The sequence below is a fragment of the Micromonospora sp. WMMD1219 genome (assembly GCF_049315215.1).
GTDB lineage: Bacteria > Actinomycetota > Actinomycetes > Mycobacteriales > Micromonosporaceae > Micromonospora > Micromonospora tulbaghiae.
This window is the reverse complement of record NZ_CP186057.1, coordinates 6,501,703-6,517,606: the sequence shown is the minus strand read 5'-3', so window position 1 is coordinate 6,517,606 and position 15,904 is coordinate 6,501,703. Positions and strand designations below refer to the sequence as shown.

At 72.5% G+C, this 15,904-nt stretch carries 9 protein-coding genes; 8 read left to right on the top strand and 1 reads right to left on the bottom strand.

Annotation, left to right across the window (positions count from 1 at the left end; translation table 11 throughout):
- Positions 1 to 251 precede the first annotated feature (251 nt).
- The 6 genes from ACN27C_RS30435 to ACN27C_RS30410 are packed head-to-tail and all read left to right on the top strand — an operon-like array spanning position 252 to position 11,062.
- Positions 252 to 3,536: a DUF2961 domain-containing protein gene (locus ACN27C_RS30435; RefSeq protein WP_422749714.1), complete on the top strand. Its 3,285-nt coding sequence runs from the start codon at positions 252 to 254 to the stop codon at positions 3,534 to 3,536.
- The gene (locus ACN27C_RS30430) at positions 3,536 to 5,659 is read left to right on the top strand and encodes a family 43 glycosylhydrolase (RefSeq protein ID WP_422749712.1); all 2,124 of its coding nucleotides are present in this window, start codon (positions 3,536 to 3,538) and stop codon (positions 5,657 to 5,659) included. The genes ACN27C_RS30435 and ACN27C_RS30430 overlap by 1 nt, the downstream gene beginning before the upstream one ends.
- The gene (locus ACN27C_RS30425; protein ID WP_422749710.1) at positions 5,656 to 7,269 is read left to right on the top strand and encodes a sugar ABC transporter ATP-binding protein; all 1,614 of its coding nucleotides are present in this window, start codon (positions 5,656 to 5,658) and stop codon (positions 7,267 to 7,269) included. The genes ACN27C_RS30430 and ACN27C_RS30425 overlap by 4 nt, the downstream gene beginning before the upstream one ends.
- On the top strand, positions 7,266 to 8,357 hold the full coding sequence (locus ACN27C_RS30420) for an ABC transporter permease (RefSeq protein ID WP_350817308.1): 1,092 nt from the start codon (positions 7,266 to 7,268) through the stop codon (positions 8,355 to 8,357). The genes ACN27C_RS30425 and ACN27C_RS30420 overlap by 4 nt, the downstream gene beginning before the upstream one ends.
- A gap of 25 nt (positions 8,358 to 8,382) precedes the next feature.
- A complete protein-coding gene (locus tag ACN27C_RS30415; protein ID WP_357899175.1) occupies positions 8,383 to 9,375 on the top strand; it encodes a substrate-binding domain-containing protein in 993 nt (330 codons plus the stop codon).
- A gap of 52 nt (positions 9,376 to 9,427) precedes the next feature.
- Positions 9,428 to 11,062, top strand: a complete 1,635-nt coding sequence (locus ACN27C_RS30410; protein ID WP_364815650.1) for a fucose isomerase — start codon at positions 9,428 to 9,430, stop codon at positions 11,060 to 11,062.
- On the opposite strand, the gene ACN27C_RS30405 is transcribed toward ACN27C_RS30410, so the two are convergent.
- Positions 11,052 to 12,116 (bottom strand): LacI family DNA-binding transcriptional regulator, encoded by a 1,065-nt coding sequence (locus ACN27C_RS30405; RefSeq protein ID WP_422749707.1) that lies wholly within the window; start codon positions 12,114 to 12,116, stop codon positions 11,052 to 11,054. The genes ACN27C_RS30410 and ACN27C_RS30405 overlap by 11 nt on opposite strands.
- A gap of 244 nt (positions 12,117 to 12,360) precedes the next feature.
- Between ACN27C_RS30405 and ACN27C_RS30400 the strand changes: the two genes are divergently transcribed.
- Positions 12,361 to 13,809 (top strand): FG-GAP repeat domain-containing protein, encoded by a 1,449-nt coding sequence (locus ACN27C_RS30400; RefSeq protein ID WP_422749705.1) that lies wholly within the window; start codon positions 12,361 to 12,363, stop codon positions 13,807 to 13,809.
- Positions 13,810 to 13,829: 20 nt separating this feature from the next.
- Positions 13,830 to 15,902 (top strand): N-acetylmuramoyl-L-alanine amidase, encoded by a 2,073-nt coding sequence (locus ACN27C_RS30395; RefSeq protein WP_422749703.1) that lies wholly within the window; start codon positions 13,830 to 13,832, stop codon positions 15,900 to 15,902.
- Positions 15,903 to 15,904: the final 2 nt, after the last annotated feature.

The following is a 15,904-nucleotide window of genomic DNA, read 5'->3' as shown; positions in this document are numbered from 1 at the left end:
GCTGAGGAGAAGTGAAACCGCAGACTTCGGAGCCTGTCAATACCCGCCGGGGTGGTGAGTGCCGGCGGAAAACTTCCTTCAGCGTCGCTTCCGCCCGGCCTGGCTGCGCGGCGTGCGGGCCGACCCGCCGCGAAGATTCCTGCCCTGGAGGGAAAGCCGGGCGCAAAGTATTGACAACCGTGGAAGTCTCGAAGTTAACTCGCCAGCAATCGATTTCTCATGGCTCCTACGGCCGCTCGGAAGGGACACCGATGAGGCTTCGCATCGGCCGTTGGGCCGGCGCCGCAGCAGCCGCGCTGCTGGCCGTTGCCGTGCCCGCGACCTCGTCCGCCGCCGCGCCGGCCGCCACGTCGGCGCCCGCTCCCGCTCTCGCCGTCGCCGACGACAAGGGACCGATCGGCTGGGACGCCTACCGCCGGCTCGACCGCCTGCCGGAGCTGGCCGCCGGCACCCGTACCCACCAGTTCTCCAGCTTCGGCCGCGACGGCTCCAACGACGACGGCTTCGTCGGCACCTGGTCGTGTCTGCGTCGGAGCGGGGGATGTGTGATCGCCGAGGCACGTGGCCCGGGCGAGGTGCAGTCGATCTGGTTCACCCGCGACGACGGAAACGTCCGCGCCACCGGCTGGATCCGCGTCGAACTCGACGGCGTCGTGGTCGTCCAGGCCGACCTCCAGGATCTGGTGGACGGGCGGCTCGGCAGCCCGTTCGTCGCGCCGCTCGTGAGCAACGCCGACCAGACGTCCGGCGGCGTCACCGTCAAGGTGCCCATGCCCTACCGGGAGTCCATGCGGGTCACCACCCAGAACAACCCGCTGTTCCACCACGTCACCTACCGGACCTTCGCCGACGCGGCAGGGGTGCCCCGGTTCGATCCGGCCGACCCGGCCACCGACGTGGTCACGCTGCTACGCGCCGCCGGCACCCGCGACCCGAAGCCCGCCCAGGCCGGCGCCTCCACCACGCGCGCCACCGTCACCGCCCCGGCGCAGGGGCAGGTGTCACTGGCCGCCCTGACCGGGCCACGCGCGATCACCGCGCTGCGGCTGCGCGTACCGGACGCCGCAGCCGGGGCGCCGACGCTCGCCGGGCTGCGGCTGCGGATGACGTTCGACGGGCGTACCACAGTGGACAGCCCGATCGGGGAGTTCTTCGGCGCCGGGCTGGGCGAGCGCACCGTCCGGTCGCTGATGTTCGCCATGGACTCCGCGCCCGGCGGCTGGTACAGCGCATGGTGGCCGATGCCGTTCCGCACCGCCGCCGCACTGACGCTCGTCAACACGACAGGCGCCACAGTCGGCGGCGTCGAGGTCGAGGTGACGTCGGCGCCCGGCACCGAGTGGACGTCCCGGCTCGCCGCCGACGGCAACGCCGGCTACTTCACCACCCAGTCACGCCGCGCCGAGACGGTCGGCGGCACCGACTGGATCATCGCCGACCAGTCCGGGCGGGGCCGGTTCGTGGGCGTCTCGCAGACCATGCGCGGCCACATCATCGGCGGCAACACCCGCAACTACCTGGAGGGCGACGAGCGGGTGTACGTCGACGGCTCGCCCACGCCGCAGATCTACGGCACCGGCACCGAGGACTTCTACGAGTCGGGCTGGTACTTCAACCGCGGCGCGTACAGCGGCGTCTTCACCGGCAACACCGCCCACCTGGTCCGCGGCGGCGGATGCGCCGACGAGTGCGACGCCGCCTACCGGCTCATGATCGGCGACGCGGTGGCGTACGGCACCGCGCTGCGCTTCGGCATCGAGCACGGACCGGCGAACGACATGCCCGCCGAGTACGCCTCGACCGCGTTCCTCTACACCCAGCGCACCGTGACCACGCGCCGGACCGACACCGTCGTCACCGGCGACGCCGCCAGCCGCGCCGCGCACGCGTACACCGACTCCGGGGCGACCCAGACCGCGCTCAGCTCCGCCTTCGAGGGCGACGACGACAACGTCCCGCACACCGGCCAGGTCCGCGCCACCACCGCACCGGTCCGCTTCCGGCTGGCGATCGACCCGGCCAACCAGGGGGTACGGCTGCGCCGCCACGGCGACCAGGCCGGCGGCTACCAGCAGGCGGCCGTGTCGGTGGACGGCACGCCGGCCGGGGTGTGGCTGCAGCCGCTGGGCAACGACAGGCAGCGCTGGCTGGCCGACGAGTTCGTGCTGCCCGCGGCGCTGACGGCGGGCCGGTCGGCGGTCACCGTCCAGCTCACCCCGGCTACCGGCGCGCCGGCCTGGACCGCCGCCCGGTACCTGGCCGACAGCATGGTGGCGCCGTTCACCGACACCGTCGCCCCGGCCCCGGTCGCCGGTCTCGCCCTGACCGGCGGGCGCATGCACGCGCTGGGCCTGACCTGGTCTCCCTCCGCCGACGACGTCGGCGTGGTCTCCTACCGCGTCTACGCCTCCCGGAACCCGGGGGTGGCGATCACCGCCGCCAACCTGGTCGGCACGACCCGTGCCACCACGTTCCGGCACGGCCCGCTGCCCGCCGCGCAGACCCGCCACTACCGGGTCGTGGCTGTCGACGGGTCGGGCAACGCCGCCGCGCCCTCGGCGGAGGTGTCGGCCACCACCCGTACCCGCAACACCAGCGACGCCGACGGCGACCGCCGCGACGACGCCGTCGACTTCACCCGAGGCGCCGCCGCCGACGTGTTCACCTCGCTCTCCGACGGCACCCGGTTCGTGCCGGACAGCCGGCCCTGGAACGACTTCTTCGCCGTCGGCGCGGAGGTGCCGCTCACCGGCGACGTCAACGGCGACGGCCGCGCCGACGTCATCACGTTCACCCGCGGCGACAGCGCCGACGTCTACGTCGGGCTCTCCACCGGCGCCGGATACTCCGCCGGGGTCAAGTGGCACGACTTCTTCGCCGTCGGCGCCGAGATCCCGGCGGTCGGCGACGTCAACGGCGACGGCCGCGCCGACATCATCACGTTCACCCGCGGCGCCGCCGCCGACGTCTACGTGGCGCTCTCCACCGGCGCCGGCTTCGGACCCGGCGTCAAGTGGCACGACCACTTCGCGCTCGGCGACGAGTTCCCGGCGGTGGGCGACGTGGACGGTGACGGGCGGGACGACGTCGTGACGTTCACCAGGGGCACGACCGGCGACGTGTTCGTGTCGCTGTCCGACGGCACCCGCTTCGTCGAGGACGGCTGGAAGTGGCACGACAGCTTCGCCGTCGGCGACGAGCTGCCGGCGGTGGGCGACGTGGACGGTGACGGGCGGGACGACGTCGTGACGTTCACCAGGGGCACGACCGGCGACGTGTTCGTGTCGCTGTCCGACGGCGGCCGCTTCGTGCAGAACTCCTTGAAGTGGCACGACCACTTCGCGTTCGGCGACGAACTGCCCGGGGTGGGGGACTTCAACGGCGACGGGCGGGCCGACGTGGTCACGTTCACCAGGGGCCTGACCGCCGACGTGTTCGTCTCGCTCTCCACCGGCGGAGGATTCGGGCCACCGGGAAACCGCTGGCACGACCAGTTCGCACCCGGCGCCGACCTGCCCCGTCCGAGCGTGTCGTGATGCGCGCCCGGCGTGCCCTCGCGGCGCTCCTGCTCGGGGCCGCCCTGGTGGCGGTCCCGGCCGGACCGGCAGCGGCCGACGACCCGGTCCGGTTCGAGGCCGAGTCGCTCGCCGTCGTCTCCGCCACCGCGCCGGTCGGCGCGCAGGCCGACTGCTGCGGGGTGAGCTGGTCCGGCGGACGGCAACTGTGGTTCCGGGGCGCCCGCGCCGGTGACGCGGTGACGCTCACCCTGCCGTCGGTACCGGCCGGGCAGTACGACATCGGCGCGGTGCTCACCCGGGCCGGCGACTACGGCACGCTGCGCTTCGCCGTCGACGGGGTGGCGGTCGGTCAACTCTTCGACGGGTACGCGGGCGGGGTGCAACGTACCGGCGCGGTGCCGCTGGGCTCGGCGTCCCTGTCGACAGGCACGCACCGCCTCACCGTCACGGTGACCGGCCGGTCCGCGTCCTCCACCGGCTTCTTCGCCGGGCTGGACACGGTGACGCTGCGCCGTGTCGGCCCGCTCGCGGCGGTCACCACGACGCCGTACGAGACGCTCGGCGAGACGCCGGCGCGGGGCGCGTCCACGCGCGTCTACGACCCCGGCGCCGGGGAGTCGACGACCTGGTACTACAACGACCACACGCTGGTACGACACGAGCAGACCGGCGTGTGGCACCTGTTCGGCATCACCCACGCCGAACCCGGCGCGCCGCAGGACGAGAAGGTCTTCGGGCACGCCACCGCGCCCACCCCGACCGGCCCGTGGACGAAACGGCCGGTGGCGCTGGCCGCCGACCCCGGGGCCGGGGAGCAGTGGATCTGGGCCCCGCACGTCGTCCAGCACAACGGCGTCTACTACATGTTCTACGCGGCCGGGAACCCGGACTACGCCCGGTACCGCATGCACCTGGCCACCTCGACCGACCTGTTCACCTGGACCCGCAGCTCCGCCAACCCGCTGTTCACCGACGGGTGGGAGGGCCGCGACCCGATGGTGACCCGGGTCGGCGACCGCTGGGTCATGTACTACACGGCCACGTCGAGCCCGTCCGGCGGCAACCATGTCGTGGCGTACCGGACCAGCACCGACCTGCGTTCGTGGAGCGGCCGCGCGATCGCGTACACCTCGCCGCACACCGGCCGGGCGGGCGGGCAGACGGAGTCGCCGTTCGTGGTGCGCCGGGGGGAGTGGTGGTACCTGTTCGTCTGCTGCGACGGCACCGACTACGGCGCCGCGTACCGGCGGACGGCCGTCTACCGCAGCCGCGACCCGCTGCGCTTCGACGGCGCGGAGAAGGTGACGGTGCTGGACGCGCACGCCGCCGAGGTCGTGGTGGACGGCTCCACCTGGTACCTGACCCACGCCGGCTGGGGTCAGGGCGGGCTCTGGCTGGCGCCGTTGACCTGGTCTACCGGTGTGGTGGCCCGGGGCTGGACGGTGACCACCGGATTCCTGCGCGCCGACGTGCGCACCTGGCCGAACGCCCGGATCGCCGAGCTGGCGGTGGACCCGGCCGGAGCCGGCAACCACCGTCCCGCGCTCGACTCGTCGCACCGGGGCACCGGCCCGTACCTCGCCGTCGGCCGGTTCGACGTGACCGACCGGGCCGGGGCGCCGGCCCGGGTCGACGTGTCGGCCGACGGCTCCCGGATCAACCTGGTCGGCATCCCGTTCGGCGACGAGCCGGTCACCGCCGACTGGCTGCTCACCGTGACGCCCCGGTGGACCGGTCCCGGGTTGCAGAGCGACGTCACCTGGTCGGTGAACGGGTGGCCGACCGCCGCGGTGTGGGAGGTGGCGTTCAACATCGACGGCGCGTCGCCGCTGGTCGGCGACCCGGCGGCGGAGGCTCGGCCGACAGGTGACGTCACCGGCATGCCCCGCTGGACGATGAGCACCGGCGACGGGCTCTCGGTGGTCGCGGCGCACCGGTGGGGGTCGGCCTGGCGCGGGGACAACACCTGGTACGACGCCGGCCACGCGATGGCGGCCTGGCAGCCGCTGTGGCGCTCCGGCGGCCTGTCCTGGGCGCCCGGCCAGTACGCGGGCGGCACCTGGCGCCTGACCGCGAGCGGGGTCCGGCGGGACGTGCCGTTCGCCGACGCCGCGCACGCCGCGATCAACGCGATCCCATGACCGGCGTGGACAACCGCGACGCGCCCGGCCCGAGCGGCCGGGTGGTGGTCGCGGCGACCGGTGTGGCCAAGCGGTTCGGCGGCGTGACGGCGCTCGACGGCGTCGACTTCGACGTACGGGCGGGCGAGGTGCACGCGCTGCTGGGCGAGAACGGCGCGGGCAAGTCCACTCTGATCAACGTCCTGTCCGGCGTGATCACCGACTACGACGGAGAGGTCACGGTCGACGGGACGCCGGTACGGTTCACCGGCCCGGCCGCCGCCCAGGCCGCCGGGATCGCGACCATCCACCAGGAACTCGACCTGGTGCCCGCCCTGTCGGTGGCCGACAACCTCGTGCTCGGGCGGGAGCCCCGGACCCGGCTGCGCACAGTCGACCGGCGGGCCGCGGCCCGCACCGCGCGCGAGCACCTGGACCGGCTCGGCGCCGACATCGACCCGCGCCGCCCGGTGGGCTCGCTGCGCGTCGGCGAGCAGCAGCTCGTCGAGATCGCCAAGGCGCTCGCCCTGGACGCCCGCGTCCTCGTCATGGACGAGCCGACGGCCGCCCTCGCCGACGGGGAGGTGCGGCGGCTGTTCACCACCATCGGCGGCCTGCGCCGCCGGGGCGTCGGCATCGTCTACATCTCCCACCGGATGGAGGAGATCGAGGTCGTCGCGGACCGCGCGACGGTGCTGCGCAACGGTTCCGTAGCCGGTGTCGTACCGGCCGGCCGGATGGACCGGCCGCGGATCGTGGCGATGATGGTCGGCGGCCGGGCCGCGTCGCTGTTCGAGCCCGCCCCGGCGGACGTGGCCGGCGCTCCCGGCCCGCCGCGCGGATCGGGCGGCGGCGACCCGGTGCTGCACGTCACCGACCTGGCGGTGCGGCCCCGGGCGCCCCGGCCCGGCCGCTGCGAGCCGGCCGGCATCAGCCTGACCGTGCGGGCCGGCGAGATCGTCGGCCTGGCCGGGCTGATGGGCGCCGGACGCACCGAACTGCTGGAGACCCTGTTCGGCGCCGGGCCCGTCGGTCGCCGCACCGGCACGGTCCTGCTGGCCGGCCGCCCGTACGCGCCGCGCCGCCCCCGCGCGGCGCTGCGCGCCGGCGTCGGCTTCGTCCCCGAGGACCGGCGCCGCTCCGCGCTGGTCCTGGAACACCCGGTCGGCTGGAGCATCGTGCTGGCCGCGCTCGCCCGGTTGACCACGGCCGGGCTCGTCCGGCGCGGCCGGGAGCGGGCCGCAGTCGCCCGGTCGGTCACCGACCTGGCGATCAAGACGGCGTCGGCGGCCACGCCGGTCGGCGCGCTCTCCGGCGGCAACCAGCAGAAGGTCGTCTTCGCCCGCCACCTGCTCACCGAGCCGCGGCTGCTCCTGCTGGACGAGCCGACCCGCGGCGTCGACATCGGGGCGAAGGCGGAGATCTACCGGCTGCTGCGCCGGCTCGCCGACGACGGCATGGGCATCCTGCTCGCCTCCTCGGAACTGCCCGAGCTGCTCGGCGTCTGTGACCGGGTGGTGGTGCTGCGCCGCGGCCGGGCCGTGGCCGACCTCGCCACCGGCGGCTGCACCGCCGAGGACGTCCTCGCGGCGGCGATGGGCGGCCCGGCCGCCGGAAGGGACGACCGATGACCGACACCCGCGTGCCGCCGCCCGAGCCGGCAGTGACCGGGGCCCCGGCCGCCGGTACGGCCGGACTGCGCGGCGCGACAGCCCACTGGCTGCGCCGGCCGCGCAGCCGCCGGGAACTGGTCGACCGGCTCTTCGCGGTGCAGAGTCTCTTCGCGCTGCTCGTGGTCTTCGTGGTGGCGGTCCTCGCCTCCCCGCGCCGCGACGGCGAGATCCTCTTCCTCACCGCCGGCAACCTGGGGAACATCGTCCGCGCGGTGTCGGAGATCGGCATCATCGCGATCGGGATGACGTTCGTCGTCCTGCTGGGCGGCATCGACCTGTCGGTCGGGGCGATCCTCGGTCTGTCGGCGGTCGGCACCGCGACGCTCATGGTCGACTCCGGGCTCGGCATCCTGCCCGCCGTCGCCGCGGTGCTCGCGATCGGCGCGCTGTTCGGCGCGCTCCAGGGGTACGCCGTGGCCCGCCTCGGCATCCAGTCGTTCATCGTGACACTGGCCGGTCTCCAGGTCGCCCGAGGCATCGCCCGGATATGGTCCGGCGGCCTCGGCATCCCGATCGCCTACGGCGACGGACCCCAGGAGGCGCCGCCCGCCTTCGAACTGCTGAACGGCTCGATAAACGGTGTGCTCCCGGTGCCGGCGGTGCTGTTCGTCCTGATCGGGGTGGCCGCTGTCGTGGTGCTGCGGACGACGGCGTTCGCCCGGCACGTCTACGCGATCGGCGGCAACGAGAAGGCGGCCCGGCTCTCCGGCGTGCCGGTGACGCGGGTCAAGGTCGCCGTGTTCGCCGTCGCCGGCCTCCTGGCGGCGGTGGCCGGCGTGGTCCACGCGGGACAGCTCAACCAGGGCAGCCCGAACGACGGCGCCGGATACGAGCTGGACGCGATCGCCGCCGTCGTCATCGGCGGCACCAGCCTGGCCGGTGGCTCCGGCTCGATGGGCGGCACCCTGGCCGGTGCGCTGCTGCTCGGCATCCTCAACAACATCCTCGCGCTCAACAACATCGACGCCAACGTCCAGCTGCTGATCAAGGGACTGGTGATCGTGCTCGCGGCGGCGTTGCAGAAGCTGCGCCGCGGCCTCGCCTGACCGAACCGACTCCGAGGAGCCATCGATGGACAAGCGAACCACACTGATCGCGCTGCTGGTCACCGGCGCGCTGGCGGCGACGGGGTGCAGCGTCGAGAAGCCGTCCGACGACGCCGGGCAGGCCCGTGCCTGCGGCGCCGGCAAGGACTTCCTGATCGGCATGTCCCAGGCCAACAACGCCGAGCCGTACCGGCAGGTGATGAACAACGACGTGCAGACGGCGGCGAAGTCGGTGCCCGGCTTCCGCGTCGTGGTCTCCGACGCCGCGCAGGACAACAGCAAGCAGGTCGCCGACGTGGAGAACTTCCTCACCCAGAAGATCGACCTGCTGATCGTCTCGCCGAACGAGGCCAAGCCGCTGACCGCCGTGGTGAAGAAGGCGTACGACCAGGGCGTGCCGGTGATCGTGCTGGACCGCAAGGTCGAGGGGGAGGCGTACACCGCGTTCATCGGCGGCGACAACGTGGCGATCGGCAAGGCGGCCGGCGAGTTCTACGCCACGACGCTGCTGCCCGGCGGCGGCAAGGTGATCGAGATCGCCGGGCTGCCCGGCTCGACCCCCGCCGCCGAACGCGCGCAGGGCTTCCGCGACGGCATCGCCGCCAACCCGAAGATCCAGATCGTCGCCTCCCAGCCCGGCGACTGGCTGCGGGAGAAGGGACAGTCGGTGGCGGACGCACTGATCAAGGCCCACCCGGACGTGTCCGCGATCTACGCGCACAACGACCCGATGGCCGAGGGCGCCTACCTCGCCGCGAAGTCGGCGGGCAAGGCGCAGCGGATCAAGTTCACCGGCATCGACGCGCTGCCGGTGCCCTCCGGCGGGATCAAGGCCGTCGAGCAGGGCCGCCTGGCCGCCACGTTCCAGTACGCCACCGGCGGCCGGGAGGCGGTCGAGCTGGCCCGGAAGATCCTCGTCGACTGCGCCGAGGACGTCCCGCGTACCACCACGCTGGGCACCATGCGGATCACCAAGGAGAACGCCGCCGAGGCGTACGCGAAGCTCGGTGGCCTCTGAACGCGGCCGCCCCCCGTCCCGCCCACCGTCCGCCCGTCGAGGGAGCCGCCCCGTGACCCGTTACACAATGCCCGTGCCGGTCGAGCGCCCGGCCGCCCCGCCCCGGACCGTCTACACGGTGGCCAGCGGCGACCTGCGGTCGAGCGCCAACGTCACCTGCTGGCCCACCCAGCGGCAGCTCGAAGCCGACCTCGCCGCCGCCGTCACCGCGCTCGGCTGGCACGTCCGGCGCGGTCACGACGTCGACCCGCTCAAGGGACACGGCTTCATCGACAGCCAGCGCGCCGGGATCGAGGTGTTCCGGAGCATCCCGGCCGACGTGCCGCTCGTCGTGGTGGAGGCGGTCTGGCAGTACAGCCACCACGTGCTGGCCGGGCTGCGCGCCCACCGCGGGCCGATCCTGCTGGTGGCGAACTGGAGCGGGGAGTATCCGGGCCTGGTGGGCCTGCTCAACCTCGCCGGCAGCCTCACCAAGGCGGGCGTGCGGTACTCGACGCTGTGGAGCGAGGACTTCACCGACGAGTGGGCGCGCGACGGCCTGAAGACGTGGCTGGAGACCGGCCGGGTGACGCACGACGAGAGCCACGTACGCCCGCTGCCCGAGCTGCGGCCGGACGAGGAGGTCGAACTCGGCGTGGCGCTGGCCCGGCAGCTCGTCTCCGAGCGGGCCGTCATCGGCGTCTTCGACGAGGGCTGCATGGGCATGTACAACGCCATCATCGACGACGAGCTGCTCAACCCGATCGGCGTCTTCAAGGAACGCCTGTCGCAGAGCGCACTGGTGGCGGAGATGGCGCGGGTGCCCGACACCGAGGCGCGGGCGGTGCTCGCCTGGCTGGAGGCGGCCGGGATGACGTTCCACACCGGCGCCGACGAGGCGACCGAGCTGACGCACGCCCAACTGCTCAGCCAGTGCCGGATGTACGTCGCGGCGCTGCGCATCGCCGACGACTTCGGCCTGGACGCGGTCGGGATCCAGTACCAGCAGGGGCTCAAGGACACGGTGCCCGCCAGCGACCTGGCCGAGGGTCTGCTCAACAACGTCGATCGCCCTCCGGTGACCAGCCGGGACGGCTCCCGGGAGCTGTACCCGGGCGTCGCGCTGCCGCACTTCAACGAGGTCGACGAGGGCGTCGCGGTGGACTCGCTGGTCACCAACCGGATCTGGACCGCGATGGGCCTGGACCCGGCGACGACGCTGCACGACATCCGCTGGGGACAGCAGTACGGCGAGCACTTCGTCTGGGTCTTCGAGATCTCCGGTTCGGTGCCCGCGTCGCACAACGGGGGCTACGACAGGTCGTACAGCATGCGTCAGCCACCGATGTACTTCCCGCTCGGCGGCGGCACGCTCAGCGGCGTGTCGAAGCCGGGGGAGATCGTCTGGTCGCGGGTGTTCGTGATGGACGGCGGCCTGCACGTCGACCTCGGGCGCGGCACGGTGGTGGAGCTGCCCGAGGCGGAGACCCGGCGGCGGCTGGACGCCACCACACCGCAGTGGCCGATCATGCACGCCGTGCTGCACGGCGTGGGCCGCGACCAGTTGATGGCCCGGCACAAGGCCAACCACGTCAACGTGGTCTACGCGCCCGACGCCGACACCGCCGACCGCGCGCTACGGGTCAAGGCCGCCCTCTTCGCCGAGCTGGGCGTACGGGTGCACCTGTGCGGGGAGGTCACGATCTGAGCGAGCCGGCGGCAGTGCCGCGTGACCGGGTACGGCCCGCCGCGGGGCCCTGGCGGCCGGCCGGCGGCGCCGAGCTCTCGCGTACCCGCAGCTCGGTGTGGAGCACCACTGTCGAGGGCACCCTGGCCGGGTCGGCGATCCGCTCGACCAGCAGCGTCGCCGCGGTACGCCCCAGGTCGTAGGTGGGCTGCGCGACGGTGCTCAACGAGGGCCGGACCAGGTGCGCCCACGGGATGTCGTCGAACCCGACGATGCCGAACGGGTCGGGCACGCCGATGCCGTTGTCCACGAGGCACTCGACGGCGCCCACCGTCATCAGGTTGTTCGCCGCGAACACCGCGTCCGGCGGCTCGGTGGTCTCCAGCAGGGAGGCCATCGCCCGGTAGCCGCCCTCCTCGCGGAAGTCCGCGTGCCGGATCAGGTCCTCGGTGGCCGGGCGTCCGCTCGCCTTCAGCGCCCGCTGGTAACCCCGCAGCCGCTGCATGGCGGTGGAGATCCGGCGCGGGCCGGTGATGCAGGCGATCCGCCGGTAGCCGCTGCCCACCAGATGGGCGGTCGCCTGCTCGGCGCCGTGGGTGTTGTCCACCAGCACGGTGTCCACCTCGACGCCGCGTGGCTGCCTGTCGATCGCCACGACCGGGATGCGGGCCTGCACCAGGCGGCTGATCAGGGCCGGCCGCCCGGACGAGGAGATGATCACCCCGGCCATCCGCTCGGCCAGGGCCGCGGCGACGTAGCGGGCCTCCTTCTCCGGGTCCTCGTCGCCGTTGCAGAGCACGACCGAGAAGCCGGCCTCCTGCGCGACGTCCTCGACACCGCGCACCATCGAGGTGAAGAACGGGTTCCCGATGTCGGAGATGATGACCGCCCAGAGGCTGGTCCGGCTGCGGCGGAGGCTGCGCGCGACGGCGTTGGGGCGGTAGTCGAGGTCCTGCGCGGCCTGCCGTACCCGCGCGGCCATCTCCGGGTCGACCGAGGCGCGCCCGTTGAGGACACGGGAGACGGTCGCCGGCGACACTCCCGCGCGACGCGCCACGTCGTAGATGGTCGTCATCGCGCTCCCGTCGTCGTCGCCCGGGCGCTCCGGCCCGGCCCCCGTCGGATGGTGACGTACCGGAGGGGGACCGCCACCGCGGGAGATCGCTCGGAATCCTATACCCGTCCAGCAATCGATTTCCGGATGGGTGCGTCGCGCACGGCCGACGCTATTGACATCGATGATGGTGACTACGAGACTCGTCAGCAATCGATTTCTCGCCTGGTGCCGCTGGTCACCCCCACACCCCCTGAGGAGCACGGTGAGACGAAACCTGCTGGCGATGCTTGTCGCGCTCTGCACCGTCACGGCGGCCGGTGCGCTCGGCGCGCCGGCCGCCGCCGTGCCGATGGACACGCTCGCCTGCCCGTCCGTCCCGGCCACCCACGACCCCGCCGTCACCGTGATCGTCTACCGGGTGGCCCGGTCGTACAACGTCAACGACAAGGTCATGCTCTCCACCTTCGAGGCGGGCTGGGTCGAGTCCCACATGAACAACCTGCCCTGCGGCGACAAGTCCAGCCTGGGCGTGTTCCAGCAGCGCTGGGACTACGGCTGGGGCACGCCGGAGCAGATCATGGACCCGGTCTACGCCACCACCCAGTACGTCACGCGCGCGATCACCTGCGACCGCAACAACCCCGGCTTCACCCCGGGCCAGGTCGCCCAGTGCGTCCAGCGGTCGGGCTTCCCCGACCGGTACGACCAGGCGGCGGCGACCGCGCGGACGCTGCTCAACCAGGCGGCGCGAACCCACGGCATGGCCGGCGGCTCGTCGACGGACGTGAACGGTGACGGCCGCGACGACATCCTCACCTTCACCCAGAACGCCTCCGCCGACGTGTACGCGAGCACGTCGACCGGAACCGGCTTCGCCGGGACGTCGGTGAAGTGGAACGACTTCTTCTCCATCGGCGGGGAGACCGCGTCGACGGGCGACGTCAACGGTGACGGCCGCGACGACATCGTCACGTTCGCGCACGGCAACACCGGCGACGTGTACGTGGCGCTGTCGAACGGATCAGCGTTCACGTCGCCGGGCCGGTGGCACGACTGGTTCGCCCCCGGCGCGGAGATCGCCGCGGTCGGCGACGTCAACGGCGACGGCCGCGACGACATCGTCGCGTTCACGCACAACGCGACGGCGGACGTCTACGTGGCGTTGTCGACCGGTTCGTCGTTCGCGGGCACGGCGGTGAAGTGGCACGACTACTTCTCCATCGCCGGGGAGTTCCCCGCCCTGGGCGACGTCAACGGCGACGGACGCGACGACATCATCACCTTCACCCAGGGCCCCGCCACCGCAGCCGACGTCATCGTCGCCCTGTCCACCGGCACCAGCTTCGGGCCACCACAGAAATGGCACGACCTGTTCGCCGTCGGCACCGAACAACCCCGCGTCGGCGACATCAACGGCGACGGCAAGGATGACATCGTCACCTTCACCTGCAACACCGACGCCGACGTCTACGCCGCCACCTCCACCGGCACCGGCTTCACCGGCACCACGATCAAGTGGCACGACTTCTTCTGCCTACCCGGCGAATTCCCCTACCTCGCCGACGCCAACGGCGACGGCAGAGACGACCTCATCGTCTTCACCAAGAACACCACCAACGACGTGTACGTGGCGCTGTCCACCGGCACCACCTTCGGTCCCTCCAGCAAGTGGCACGACTACTTCGGGCTCACCGGTGAGGTGACCCTGTGACGTCAGGATGGGAGGCCCCCGTGGCCGGAACACGACGGAGACGGCGGCGCGCCGGCGTCGCCCTGCTGGCCGCGGCGCTCGCCGGCGGGATCGCGGTGCAGCCCGCGCCGGCGTCCGCGACGCCGCCGGGCCGGACCGCGCTGGACGCCGCGTTCGTGCGGGCGGCGCAGGAGTACGACGTGCCCCGGGACGTCCTGGTCGCGGTCGGCTACGGCGAGTCCCGCCTCGACGCGCACGGCGGCAAGCCGAGCCAGGCGAACGGCTACGGGGTGATGCACCTGGTGAGCAACCCGGTCCAGCACAGCCTGGAACGGGCGGCGGAGTTGACCGGCGAGCCGGTCGGGCGGCTGAAGACCGTCACGCCGGCGAACATCCGCGGCGGCGCGGCCGTGCTGCGTGATCTGGCCGACGCCGAGGGGCTGACCGCGCGGGACCGGGACCGGGTGACCGCCTGGTACCCGGTGGTGGCGCGGTACGGCGGCGCGGCCGACGACGCCACCGCACGCCTGTACGCGGACGGGATCTACGAGCTGGTGCAGCAGGGCATTCCGGGGGCGGTGCCGGTCCGGGCGCACCGGGTCGAGCCGGAGCGGGGCCGCTACGCCACTGTGGCCCCCGCCGGCACCGCGTCCCGTACCCTGGCCGCCGCCGTGCCCGAGTACCCGCCGGCGCGGTGGGTCGCCGCGAACGGCGCGAACTACGGCGTCGGGCGGTCCAGTCGGATCACCACTGTGATCCTCCACGTCACCCAGGGCTCGTACGCCGGGACCATAAGCTGGTTCCAGAACCCGTCGTCCGGCGTCAGCGCGCACTACGTGGTCAAGTCCAGCAACGGCGAGATCACCCAGATGGTCCGCGAGGGTGACACCGCCTACCACGCCCGGTCCGGCAACGCGTACGGCGTCGGCATCGAGCACGAGGGGTACGTCGACAACCCGGCCTGGTTCACCGACGCGATGTACCGATCGTCGGCCGCGCTGACCCGTTACCTGTGCGACAAGTACGGCATCCCGAAGAACCGCACCGGCATCAAGGGCCACAACGAGATCCCGGGCAACGACCACACCGACCCGGGGCCGAACTGGAACTGGAACTACTACCTCTCGCTGGTGAACCAGGGCGGGGGTGGATCGGCCGCCCGGTATTTCGGTGGTTCGCCTACGGATTTCGATGGTGACGGTCGGGATGACGTGGTGGCGTTCACCCACGGCGCGGCGGCTGACGCGTATGTGGCCACGTCGACGGGTTCGTCGTTCGCGGGCACGTCGGTGAAGTGGCACGACTGGTTCGCCCTGTCCGGGGAGACACCGTTGACCGGGGACGTCAACGGCGACGGACGAGACGACGCGATCGTGTTCACCCACGGCACCACCGCCGACGTCCACGTCGCCCTGTCCACCGGCAGCTCGTTCGCGGCGTCGGCGAAATGGCACGACTGGTTCGCCCCCGGCACCGAGGTCCCCGCCGTCGGCGACGTCAACGGCGACGGACGCGACGACATCATCACCTTCACCCACGACACCAACGCCGACGTCTACGTCGCCCTGTCCACCGGCACATCCTTCACCGGCACCGCGATCAAATGGCACGACTACTTCTCCATCGCCGGGGAGTTCCCCGCCCTGGGCGACGTCAACGGCGACGGACGCGACGACATCATCACCTTCACCCAGGGCCCCGCCTCGGCAGCCGACGTCATCGTCGCCCTGTCCACCGGCACCAGCTTCGGGGCGCCGCAGAAGTGGCACGACCTGTTCGCCGTGGGCGCCGAGCAGCCTCGGGTGGGCGACATCAACGGCGACGGCCGCGACGACATCGTCACCTTCACCTGCAACACCGACGCCGACGTCTACGCCGCCACCTCCACCGGCACCACCTTCACCGGCACCACGATCAAATGGCACGACTTCTTCTGCCTACCCGGCGAATTCCCCTACCTCGCCGACGCCAACGGCGACGGCAAACACGACCTCATCGTCTTCACCAAGAACACCACCAACGACATCTACGTCGCCCTGTCCACCGGCACCACATTCGCCCCCTCCACCAAATGGCACGACTACTTCGGCCTCACCGGCGAAACCACACTCTGAAC

What these genes read in the sequence shown, in the direction of transcription:
- ACN27C_RS30430 (WP_422749712.1), top strand. Translation starts at nt 3,536, where the DNA reads ATGCGCGCCCGGCGTGCCCTCGCGGCGCTCCTGCTCGGGGCCGCCCTG.
- ACN27C_RS30420 (WP_350817308.1), top strand. Translation starts at nt 7,266, where the DNA reads ATGACCGACACCCGCGTGCCGCCGCCCGAGCCGGCAGTGACCGGGGCC.
- ACN27C_RS30415 (WP_357899175.1), top strand. Translation starts at nt 8,383, where the DNA reads ATGGACAAGCGAACCACACTGATCGCGCTGCTGGTCACCGGCGCGCTG.
- ACN27C_RS30405 (WP_422749707.1), bottom strand. Translation starts at nt 12,116, where the DNA reads ATGACGACCATCTACGACGTGGCGCGTCGCGCGGGAGTGTCGCCGGCG.
- ACN27C_RS30435 (WP_422749714.1), top strand. Translation starts at nt 252, where the DNA reads ATGAGGCTTCGCATCGGCCGTTGGGCCGGCGCCGCAGCAGCCGCGCTG.
- ACN27C_RS30425 (WP_422749710.1), top strand. Translation starts at nt 5,656, where the DNA reads ATGACCGGCGTGGACAACCGCGACGCGCCCGGCCCGAGCGGCCGGGTG.